This is a genomic window from Buchnera aphidicola (Chaetogeoica yunlongensis) (assembly GCA_039829965.1).
GTDB classification, from domain to species: Bacteria; Pseudomonadota; Gammaproteobacteria; order Enterobacterales; family Enterobacteriaceae; genus Buchnera_B; species Buchnera_B aphidicola_BA.
In genome coordinates this window covers 254,606-266,571 of the sequence record CP139909.1, presented here as the reverse complement: position 1 = coordinate 266,571, position 11,966 = coordinate 254,606, and the positions used below count along the sequence as shown (strand labels likewise).

Sequence of the window (11,966 nt, the reverse complement as noted above, 5' to 3'; positions counted from 1 at the left end):
TAAAATTTTAAAAAACATATTTATTTAAGTATGAAATGTTCTTAAAAATTTACTACGAGTTTTTTTCCATTCTATACATTTTTTATGTTCTCGCTTATCTTTTAAATTTTTCCCCTTAGCTAATCCAATTTTTATTTTACACCAATTTTTCTTAAAAAATATTGATAAAACTATAACCGACAATCTATTTTTTAATAATTTATTACATAAATACAAAATTTCATTTTTTTTTAATAGTATCTTTCGTATTCTGTTAGATTCATTAAGAATATTAAAATTAGATTCTGATGATATAGGATCTATATTCATTCCTACTAAATATGCTTCTTTTGATTTAAAGGAAATATAACTATTAGTAATGTTAACTTTTTTTGATCTCAAAGATTTTACTTCCCATCCTAATAATACTATTCCTGCTTCAAATGTTTCTTCTATAAAAAAATTATAGCTGGCTTTTTTATTAAAAATAATATTACAATTTTGTTTTTTCATAAAAATTTTATATGATACAATTATTTAAAGATTTATTTTAATCTTATATTAAAAATAAATTTTTTAATATTACATGTATTATTTATTAAATTATAATAAAAATATTTAAAATTATTTATTTCATGATAAATTATAAAAAAAAAATTACAATTTATATTGTATATTTTTTAAAAAAAATACAATATATAAAAAAGTTTAAAGTGAAAAATGGAATATGTGTGAAAGATGCATTAAAAATATCTAAAATTATTAATAATAAACATTTGAATATTACTAATAATAACATTGGAATTTATGGAGAACTAATTTCTTTTGACTATATTTTAAATAATAATGATAGAATTGAAATTTATCAACCATTAAAAATAAATCCAAAAGAATTAAGAATAAAAAAAATAAAAAAAAAAAAAATAGTTTAATACTATTTAAAAAAAATTCTTATAAAATAAATTGCTAAAATAACATTAAAAATTTCCAAATATAAAAAAGATAAAAATTATTTTTTAGAAACAATTACCATAGCAGGACGTAATAATCTATCATGTAGTAAATAACCTTTTTGCATAATAGATACCACATGATTTTCTTTAATATTATCAACATATTTTAAAGTAATAGCTTGATGAATATCGGGATTAAATGGAACATTCACATCTTTTATTACTATTAATCCATAATTTATAAGTAAATCCACTAAAGATTTATAGATTTCATCTAACATTTTAAATATAGGATACAAAATTTTATCATTATTATTAAAAATATTTAATGCACATTCAATACTATCAATGACAGGAAATAATTCAATAAAAAAATTTGCTAAAGAAAATTTATGTATTTTATTAATTTCAGTTTCAATTCTTATTTTATACAATTTTAAATTATTTTTCATTAAAAGATTTTTATTTAAAAATTCTAAATTCAAATCAATAATTTTTTTATTAAGATTGTCTAATTTCTCATTATATATAATATCTTTTTCATCATTGTTATTAATGTTTTCATGATTAACATTATTTTTACACGTACTATTAGATTTAATTTTTAAATCTGAAATATCATTTTCAACATTCATAATTTTAAAATCCTAAATAGAAATATTTTATATATTAATTTTTTAAAAATTTTATAAATCACTAACTAAAGGAGATTGATATTTCATTCCCATATCCCATGGTTGTTCAATCCAAACGGTTTGAGGTATATCTATAATATATTCATCCACCAAAAATTTACCAAGAGGTTTAGCAAAAATAGTAACGAATTTTGCTTTTGGATATAAATTTCTAATTATTTTCCCTGTACCTCCTGTATCTACTAAATCATCTACAATAATAACCTGAGAACTATTTCCAGTAGCGTGTTTTAATATTTTTAAATCACGTAAACAGTTATGATCATAACTAGATACGCAAATAGTATCTACCAATCGAATGTTTAATTCTCTAGCTAGTAATGCGGATGGAATTAATCCACCTCGACTTACTGCAATAATTCCTTTCCATTGTTTTACAGGTAATAATTTATGTGCTAATTGTCTAGCATAAATTTGTAGCATATCCCAAGTAACAATATATTTCTTACTCATAACACACCTAAAATTCAAATAGTATTTCTGTTTATAGAAATAAGAAATCTATAAATTTATGCTAAAATAATTATTATCGTATAATACTAAAAGTGTTTTTAAAAATAAATTAAAAAACCTAAAATATTTTAAAACATTGATTTATTTAAAAAAAAATCTTTATAAATATAACATTTAACGGTGCGGACGGGATTTGAACCCGCGACCCCCGGCGTGACAGGCCAGTATTCTAACCATCTGAACTACCGCACCTTGTAAAAAATTATTATTATTTAAAATAACATATCTTATTAAAAGATATTTATTGTATAATTTAACACTAATAATGTCAATATGGTTTTTAATTACATTTATTTATCTAACCAAAGACATTTTCCAGTTTTGTTCTTAATAAATTTTAAAAATTCATTATGTTTATAAATTTCTTGTTTAGTTGCTAATAATAATCTTGATTTAAAAAACAGTTGAGAAGAATCATTTACATTTTTTTTATTAATACTAGAACTATTTTCTCTGTCGAAAATCAAAATAGATTTTTGAATATTAGTCATAAAAATGTAGACTTTTGCTAACAATTTTGCATCAACTAATGCACTATGAACAGTTCTATGCTTAATGCTAATTTTATATCTACTACATAATGCATCTAAACTATTTTTTTTACCCGGAAACAATTGACGTGCTAATGACAAAGTATCAATTACATTACAAAAATTAAGTAAATTTTTAGAATCTAAATCAGTCATACTCAATTCATAATTTATAAAATCTACATCAAACTTAGCATTATGAATAATTAGAGTAGAATTATTAATATAATTTAAAAAATTTTCAGCTATATCTCGAAATTCAGGTTTTTTTAACAAAAATTTTTCAGAAATTCCATGAACTTTAAAAGAATCTTTATCAATAGGTCTATTTGGTTGAATATAACAATGAAAATCATTACCTGTGAAATCATTATTAATAATTTCTACTGCTCCAATTTCAATAATTTTATGGTTTTCATAAAATACACCAGTATGATTCATTCCAGTTGTTTCAGTATCTAAAGCAATTTTTCTATCACATTTTTTCATATAATCCTATATACTCATTATATATTTAAATCACGAGAAAAATATATTATGTTAGAATTAATTAAAATATTTTCCGACGGATCTTGTTTAAAAAATCCAGGACCAGGAGGATACAGTTGCATTATACAATATAATACACATGAAGAAACATATAGTTCTGGATTTTATTTAACTACAAATAATCGCATGGAACTAATGGGAATTATAATAGCATTAGAATCATTAAAAAAATGTTTCGAAATTATTATTTGTACAGATAGTCAATATGTCAATCACGGAATATCATATTGGATAAAAAACTGGAAAAATAAAGGATGGAAAACATCAAAAAACACTATTGTAAAAAATATTGATCTATGGATGAGATTAGAAAAATTACTGATACAGCATACAGTTACTTGGAATTGGATTAAAAGTCATTCTGGAAATATACAAAATGAAAAATGTGATTATTTAGCACGTCAAGCAGCAAAAAATCCTATTTTTAAAGATATAGAATATGTTATTTCTAAAAAATAAATTTTATAAATTAATTTTAAAAATTTTAAATTACTATGAAAATGAATATTACATTCTTAAGAATACTTGAAAATAATTATGTATGGATAGTTTATGACTCAAAAAATAATTGTATCATTATTGATCCAGGAAAATATACTTCTATTTATAAATATATAAAAACTTTAAAATTAAATCTTAAAGCTATTTTTTTAACACATTGTCACAATGATCACGTTGCAGGAGTTAAAAAATTTATATATAAATATCCTAAAATTCCTATTTATGGCCCATTAGAAACATATAAATATGGAATGACTAATCTAGTAAAACATAAGGATATAATTAAAATAAAAAAGTTTATGTTTTCTGTTATATCTACTCCTGGTCATACTAAGGAACATATTTCATATTACTCTAAACCAAATTTGTTTTGTGGTGACACGTTATTTTCTGGAGGATGCGGAAAAATAAAAACAGGAATGATTACAAAAATGTATAATTCCTTAAAAACTATTTCTCGTTTACCTAATAATACATTGATTTATTGTGCACATGAATATACAAGATCTAATTTAAAATTTTTTAAAAGAATATTTCCAAATGATATATTAATAAATAAATATTATAAAAAAATTAAATCTTATAATAAATATATACACACATTACCTAGTATTCTAAAAATAGAAAAAAAAATTAATCCGTTTTTAAGATTAAATGATGTGTCTTTAAGAAAGAAAATAGGATTAAATTTAGATTTGATATTTGAATTAAATATGTTAAATATTTTAAGAAAAATAAAAGAAAATAAAATGGAGCTAAGCGGGATCGAACCGCTGACCTCCTGCGTGCAAAGCAGATGCTCTCCCAGCTGAGCTATAGCCCCTATTTTTGTATTAAATACTAAAAATTATTATTAATAAATAAAATTAAAAAATATAGGCCTGAGTGGAATTGAACCACCGACCTCACCCTTATCAGGGGTGTGCTCTAACCAAGCTGAGCTACAAGCCTGTGTCGTTATCAGAAAATTAATGTGGGCACATCCTAAATCAAAGATTACTATTTTATTTTAAGGAGGTGATCCAACCGCAGGTTCCCCTACGGTTACCTTGTTACGACTTCACCCCAGTCATGAACCACAAAGTGGTAAATGTCCTCTAAAAAAATTCTTTTAGTTAAACTATCTACTTCTTTTGCAATCCACTCCCATGGTGTGACGGGCGGTGTGTACAAGGCCCGGGAACGTATTCACCGTGGCATTCTGATCCACGATTACTAGCGATTCCTACTTCGTGGAGTCGAGTTGCAGACTCCAGTCCGGACTACGACATACTTTATGAGGTTAGCTTATCTTTGCAGAGCTGCATCTCTTTGTACATGCCATTGTAGCACGTGTGTAGCCCTGGTCGTAAGGGCCATGATGACTTGACGTCATCCCCACCTTCCTCCGGTTTATAACCGGCAGTTTCCTCTGAGTTCCCGGCCTAACCGCTGGCAACAGAGGACAAGGGTTGCGCTCGTTGCGGGACTTAACCCAACATTTCACAACACGAGCTGACGACAGCCATGCAGCACCTGTCTCATAGTTCCCGAAGGCACTTTTCTATCTCTAAAAAATTCTATGGATGTCAAGACCAGGTAAGGTTCTTCGCGTTGCATCGAATTAAACCACATGCTCCACCGCTTGTGCGGGCCCCCGTCAATTCATTTGAGTTTTAGCCTTGCGACCGTACTCCCCAGGCGGTCGACTTAATGCGTTAGCTTCGGAAGCCACTTCTCTAGGAAGAAACCTCCAAGTCGACATCGTTTACAGCATGGACTACCAGGGTATCTAATCCTGTTTGCTCCCCACGCTTTCGCACCTCAGTGTCAGTTTTCATCCAGGAGGCCGCTTTCGCCACAGGTATTCCTCTAGATATCTACGCATTTCACCGCTACACCTAGAATTCTACCTCCCTCTATGAGACTCTAGTCTCTTAGTTTCAAATGCAGTTCCTAAGTTAAGCTTAGGGATTTCACATCTGACTTAAAAAACCACCTACGAGCTCTTTACGCCCAGTAATTCTGATTAACGCTAGCACCCCCCGTATTACCGCGGCTGCTGGCACGGAGTTAGCCGGTGCTTCTTCTTCGGGTAACGTCACAAAATATATTTATTAAATATACTTCTTTCTTCCCCGCTGAAAGTACTTTACAACCCTAAGGCCTTCTTCATACACGCGGCATAGCTGCATCAGGCTTTCGCCCATTGTGCAATATTCCCCACTGCTGCCTCCCGTAGGAGTCTGGACCGTATCTCAGTTCCAGTGTGGCTGGACATCCTCTAAGACCAGCTAGAGATCGTAGCCTTGGTAAGCCATTACCTTACCATCAAGCTAATCCCGTCTGGGTTCATCTAAAAGCATAAGGCTGAAATTACTTTCAGTCCCCTACTTTGGTTGTATTATATTTATAATATATAACAACATTATGCGGTATTAGCCACCGTTTCCAATGGTTGTCCCCCTCTTTTAGGCAGATCCCCAGATACTACTCACCCGTTTGCCGCTCGCCGTCAAAAAGTTTTACCTTTTTTCGCTGCCGCTCGACTTGCATGTGTTAAGCTTGCCGCCAGCGTTCAATCTGAGCCATGATCAAACTCTTCAATTATGTTCTTTAAAAAAAAAAGAACAATTCTTTTATAAAATTTAAACTGAATTCATCTTAAATTTGGTGTGCCCACATGAATTTTCTGATATCTTTTTAAAGAGCGTTTAATACAAACATATACTTACATCTTTTACATAATTTGTCAACATTTTTAAACATATTTTTAAAAAATTTGCAAATATGTTTATATTTTATGACTTTTCTGAATAATTTTAAATAAATTTTATTTAAAATTTACGATAATAAAATATCAAAAACTATTTAAAAATATTTTATTTTATTCGAAATATATTTGATGTAAAATAATAAACACTAAAAATTTTACTTACATATATATGAATATAAAACTTATAATATCAGAACACATAAAAAAAACACTAAAAAATAAAAATATTATCGTTTCTAACGATTTAATGATCATAAGAACTTCAGATAAAAAAAAATGGGATTATCAAGTAAATGGAATAATTAAAATATCAAAATCTTTAAATCAAGATCCATACACAATATCTACGTCTATTGTTACTCAAATAAACTGCTATAATTATTCAATATATAAAAAACTAGAAGTTTCTAAACCAGGATTTATTAATATTTATATTAATAATAAATGGATGGAAATAGACATACAAAAAAGAATATACTCTTCTAGACTAGGTATAAAAAAAGTTAAACCACAAAAAATAATAATAGATTATTCATCACCAAATATAGCTAAAGAAATGCATATAGGGCATCTTCGTTCAACAATTCTCGGAGATTCAATTGCTAAAATAATGGAGTTTCTCGGACACAATGTAATACGAACAAATCATATTGGAGATTGCGGGACAAATCTTGGAATGATTATTGCCTATCTAAAAAAAAACTTTCTATTATACCAAGATATTAATAAAATAAATTTAGAAACAATCTACCAAAAATCTAAAAAACTTTTTGATACTGATCAAAAATTTTCTCAAAATGCTCGAAACCAAGCTCTAAAATTACAAAATAAAGAAAAATCATGTCTTAAAATATGGAAAAAAATTGTTACTCATACAATTATTAAAAATGACAAAATTTACAAAAAATTAAATATTACTTTGACTAATAAACATATTATTGGAGAAAGTTTTTACAATGATATGTTACCCCAAATTACTCAAGAACTAAAAGACAAAAAAATAGCAATAGAACATAATGGAGCTATAATAGTATTTTTAAATAAATTCAAAAATAGAAATGGAAACCCTATGGGAATTTTAATTCAAAAACAAGATGGAGCTTACTTATATGCTACAATTGATCTTGCATGTTTAAAATATCGTTGCAATACACTTAAAGCTGACCAAATCTTATATTATGTTGATTCTAGACAGCAACAATATTTTAAACAAATTTTTGAAATAGCTAAAAAATCTGGATATATACCAAAAAATACAATAATTAAACACCATGCGTTTGGAATGATATGCTCAAAAAATAAAAATCCTTTTAAAACACGCTCTGGAGAAAATATAAAACTATCCAAACTTTTAAACGAATCAATAACAAGAGCAAGAAAAATTACAAAAAGCAAAAATAAAAATCTTTCTGATCAACAATTGGATTATTTATCCGAAAAAATAGGAATTAGTGCAATAAAATACTTTGATTTATCTAAACATAGACTAACAGATTATATATTTAAATGGGATAAAATGTTATCCTTTAATGGAAATACAGCACCATACATGCAATACGCTTATATAAGAATATTATCTATATTTAAAAAATTAAACACACCTATGTTTAAACTAACTGGAAAAATTATATTAACAAATGTATATGAAAAAAAACTAACAATGAAACTATTACAATTCGAAGAAATAATATTAGAATCATCAGAAAATAGTACACCACATTTAATATGTAAATATTTATATGAATTATCTACAATTTTTTCTATATTTTACGAAAAATGTTCTATTCTATTTTCTAAAGACAGAAAAATTCAGAAAAGTAGATTATTATTATCTTTCATAACTGCTAGAACATTAAAAAAAGGCTTACATATGATAGGCGTATCTACGGTTTCATACATGTAAATAAAATACTGTTCATTTATAAAATTTAATTTCAAAAATCCTAATATATAAAATTTAAATATTAAAAATTACATATTTCTAATTCCAATATATTTTAAATTTTTTAAATAATAAAAAAAATCTTAATCTTTCATGTGAGTACCAATTACACTAATTACTTGTATATTTGACACATATTCTAATTCCAAATTAGACAAAATAACTAATTGAGGAATAACTTTTAATAAAAGATTTGATAAAAAAATACGCAAATTATGATGTACTAATAAAACATGAGATATATTTTTTAAATTTCTATTACTACATTCTTGTTTTAAAGTAGTTACAATATAATCATATAATCCAGGTTCAATAATATTGTTCTCTTTATTTAAAGCAATATTAAGCAAAATGTTTTCTAATGATACATCTAATTTAAAAACCTCAATTGTTTTTCCTTTAAAAACATTTTGAACAATTAATTTTCCTAAAGAAATTCTAACTAAACTAGTCAAAGATTGTGCATCATTTGGATAATTAGGAGCATGTATAATTAATGTTTCCAAAATAGTTTGCATATCACAAATTGGTACATTCTCAACTAACAAATTTTGTAATACTTGATGTAACATAGTCAAACTAATAATATTAGGAATTAAATCTTCAGTTAATTTAGGAAAAAACTTACCTACATGATCTAATAACTGTTGTGCTTCTTGACGCCCAAATAACATACTTGAATAGGTTAAAATAATATTATTTAAATGTGTTGAAATAACATCACTATCTTCCAAAACATTAAAACCTAATTTTTTAGCTGTTTTTATAAGAGCAAAATCAATCCAATAAGCTTTAAGTTGAAATATTGGATCCAATATTTCTTCACATGGTAAAGATTCAGAAATATTATCCAAATCAATTGCTAACCAATCACCATATTGTACTCTACCTCTTCCTACTTCTATACCTTTAACTAAAATACGATAATGGTCTTTAGGTAAAATATTATTATCTCGAATATGCACCGACGGAGGTAAAAAACCAATATTTTTAGCACATTTTTTTCTTACATCACGAATCTTACTTAATAAAGTATTTTCTATATTAATGTTTTTAGTAATTACCATTGGAACTAATAAACTTCCTAATTCAATACTAATAGAATGTTCTAATGGAACATCATTCCAAGTTACATCATTTAAAGAAATAATATTACCATGACGATTTTTGTTTTGTGTTTTAGATGAAATTTTTGAAAATATGGTAGGATTTTGATATATTAACCAAGATAATAAAAATAATGCAGCAGTAAATATTAAAAAAATAATATTAGGCATTCCAGGAACTAATCCTAATATTCCTAAAACAATACCACTTAAAAAAATCACTTGAGAATTGCAAAACAATTGACTAACTATTTGTTCACTAACATTTTGATTTGTACTAACACGAGTTACCACAACACCTGAAGCCGTAGAAATTACCAAAGCAGGAATTTGAGCAACAAGTCCATCACCAATTGTTAAAATGGTGTATATTTGAGATGCTTTTAAAAAATTCATATTATGCTGTAACATACCAACAATTAATCCACCAATAATATTTACAATCATAATTAAAATACCAGCTACAGCATCTCCTCTAATAAATTTGCTAGCTCCATCCATTGAACCATAAAAATCTGCTTCTTGATTAATTTCTATACGTCTTTTTTTAGCTTTTGCTTCACCAATTAAACCAGCATTTAAATCCGCATCGATAGCCATTTGTTTTCCTGGCATGCCATCTAATATAAATCTTGCTCCAACCTCTGCTATTCTACTAGCCCCTTTAGTAATAACCATAAAATTTATAATTACTAAAATTACAAAAACTATTATCCCAATAGCAAAATTACCACCCACTAAAAAATGACCAAAAGCTTGTATCACATGTCCAGCAGAATAAGATCCATTATGACCATCCAAAAGAATAATTCTTGTTGAAGCAATATTTAAAGCCAATCTCAACAACGTAGAAAATAATAAAATTGTTGGAAAAGAAGTAAATTCTAAAGTTTTAACAGTAAACATAGACATTAATAAAACAACTATTGATAATGCTATATTAAACGTAAAAAACAAATCTAAAAATAATGGAGATAAAGGTAATACCATCATAGACAAAATTATTAAAATTAATATTGGACCAGATAATACCTGAAACTGAAATAATTTTTTAAACTCCGATATTTTAAATATAGAAAAAATACTACTCATTTGTTTTTATCCTCTTATCATTATATAATTCTGAAGGAATAAAAATATTCTTGGGTTGATGAGGAAATATCCCTCCTGTTTTTTTCCAGTTCCTAATTTTCCATACCCAAGCTAAAACTTCAGCAATAGAAGCATATAACAAACTAGGTATATATTCTCCTACTTCAACATTAAAATATAAAACACGAGCTAAAGGATATGATATAAGAATTGGAATAGAATGATTATTACCAATTTTTATAATTTTTTTTGCTAAACTGTCCATACCTTTAGCTAATATTTTTGGAGCATTCATTTTCTTTTCATCGTATCGAATAGCAACAGCATAATGTGTTGGATTTGCAATAATTACATCAGATTTAAAAACATGTGATAACATACGACGACTAGATAATTCAAACATAACTTTTTTAATACGAGATTTTATGTAAGGATTACCTTCCATTGTTTTCAAATCATCGCTAACTTCTCTTCGAGTCATGCGTAATTTTTGATAAAAATGATATTTTTCCCAAAAAATATCAATTACTACAATAGGTATTAAACATAATAAAACTATACACAGACATAAAAAAATAATATGTATGCCATAATTTAATATACAATTAAATTTAATACTAAAAATAATGTATTTTTTAAAAAAATAATAAAATGAAAAATAAAAAACTACCATTCCTACTACAATAATTTTAAAAACAGTTTTACATAATTCAATCACACTACTAGTAGAAAATAATCTTTTAAACCCTGAGTATAAATTTAATTTATCTAAATCAAATTTTATAAATTTTACATTAAAATTAGAACAACTAAAAATTATTGAAAATAACATTGAACAAAAAATAGGTAAAAAAATTATTTTTAACAAAGAAATAATACTATCTTGGCAAAATAAAAAAAAATCATTTTGTAAAATAAAATCATTTTTAACAATAGAATGATCAAAAGAAAAACTGTAAAAAATAATTTTCTTTAATAAATTATAAATTTTAATCTTGTTATACCAAAAATTAAATAACGTTACTGCTAGAATTAGCAACGAACATAATTCGCGAGAATATCTACTCCCTCCTTGTTTTTTGGATAAGTTTAATCTATAGCTAGTGGGATTTTCAGTTTTTTCCTCAGAAGAGTTATGATTCATTAAAACAATACCTTAATTATGTAATAAAAAAAATAAAATAATTATAAAAATATTTATTTATATATAAATATAAAATATAGTTTAATTTATCCATGGTAATTTTAACTTAATAATGTTTTTTTACTTAATAAAATTTATGATATTATTTGTTTAAATAAATATTAGAATTTAAAATATTATTTTAAATAAAACTTAATCAATAAAATT

Annotated in this window: 9 protein-coding genes, 3 tRNA genes and 1 rRNA gene; 3 read left to right on the top strand and 10 right to left on the bottom strand. The window is 25.9% G+C overall.

Going from position 1 to position 11,966, the window contains the following annotated elements:
- Nucleotides 1-24 precede the first annotated feature (24 nt).
- Nucleotides 25-492 carry an SsrA-binding protein SmpB gene (gene smpB, locus UAR70_01170; GenBank protein XBC39951.1) on the bottom strand — a complete coding sequence of 156 codons (468 nt, stop codon included), beginning with the start codon at nt 490-492 and terminating at the stop codon, nt 25-27.
- Nucleotides 493-614: 122 nt separating this feature from the next.
- On the opposite strand from smpB, the gene UAR70_01165 reads away from it, so the two are divergent.
- On the top strand, nt 615-911 hold the full coding sequence (locus tag UAR70_01165; GenBank protein ID XBC39950.1) for an RnfH family protein: 297 nt from the start codon (nt 615-617) through the stop codon (nt 909-911).
- Between the two features lie 77 nt (nt 912-988).
- Here UAR70_01165 and grpE read toward each other — a convergent pair whose 3' ends face one another.
- The 4 genes from grpE to dnaQ form a co-directional block, all read right to left on the bottom strand.
- A complete protein-coding gene (gene grpE, locus UAR70_01160; GenBank protein XBC39949.1) occupies nt 989-1,567 on the bottom strand; it encodes a nucleotide exchange factor GrpE in 579 nt (192 codons plus the stop codon).
- 51 nt (nt 1,568-1,618) lie between these two features.
- Nucleotides 1,619-2,080, bottom strand: coding sequence for a xanthine phosphoribosyltransferase (gpt, locus tag UAR70_01155; protein XBC39948.1), 462 nt, complete (start codon nt 2,078-2,080; stop codon nt 1,619-1,621).
- Between the two features lie 178 nt (nt 2,081-2,258).
- Nucleotides 2,259-2,332, bottom strand: a tRNA-Asp gene (locus UAR70_01150).
- 98 nt (nt 2,333-2,430) lie between these two features.
- Entirely contained in the window at nt 2,431-3,159 is a 729-nt protein-coding gene (gene dnaQ, locus UAR70_01145) for a DNA polymerase III subunit epsilon (protein ID XBC39947.1), read from the bottom strand.
- Between the two features lie 48 nt (nt 3,160-3,207).
- On the opposite strand from dnaQ, the gene rnhA reads away from it, so the two are divergent.
- A complete protein-coding gene (gene rnhA, locus UAR70_01140) occupies nt 3,208-3,678 on the top strand; it encodes a ribonuclease HI (protein XBC39946.1) in 471 nt (156 codons plus the stop codon).
- 792 nt (nt 3,679-4,470) lie between these two features.
- Here the strand turns inward: rnhA and UAR70_01135 are convergent.
- The 3 genes from UAR70_01135 to UAR70_01125 form a co-directional block, all read right to left on the bottom strand.
- Nucleotides 4,471-4,543 (bottom strand) — tRNA-Ala (locus UAR70_01135).
- Nucleotides 4,544-4,596: 53 nt separating this feature from the next.
- Nucleotides 4,597-4,671 (bottom strand) — tRNA-Ile (locus tag UAR70_01130).
- Between the two features lie 59 nt (nt 4,672-4,730).
- Nucleotides 4,731-6,309 (bottom strand): 16S ribosomal RNA (locus tag UAR70_01125).
- Nucleotides 6,310-6,644: 335 nt separating this feature from the next.
- Here UAR70_01125 and argS point away from each other — a divergent pair.
- On the top strand, nt 6,645-8,378 hold the full coding sequence (gene argS / locus UAR70_01120) for an arginine--tRNA ligase (GenBank protein XBC39945.1): 1,734 nt from the start codon (nt 6,645-6,647) through the stop codon (nt 8,376-8,378).
- Nucleotides 8,379-8,500: 122 nt separating this feature from the next.
- Here argS and UAR70_01115 read toward each other — a convergent pair whose 3' ends face one another.
- Nucleotides 8,501-10,615, bottom strand: a complete 2,115-nt coding sequence (locus UAR70_01115; protein ID XBC39944.1) for a flagellar biosynthesis protein FlhA — start codon at nt 10,613-10,615, stop codon at nt 8,501-8,503.
- Nucleotides 10,608-11,759, bottom strand: a complete 1,152-nt coding sequence (locus UAR70_01110; GenBank protein XBC39943.1) for a flagellar type III secretion system protein FlhB — start codon at nt 11,757-11,759, stop codon at nt 10,608-10,610. The genes UAR70_01115 and UAR70_01110 overlap by 8 nt, the downstream gene beginning before the upstream one ends.
- Nucleotides 11,760-11,966: the final 207 nt, after the last annotated feature.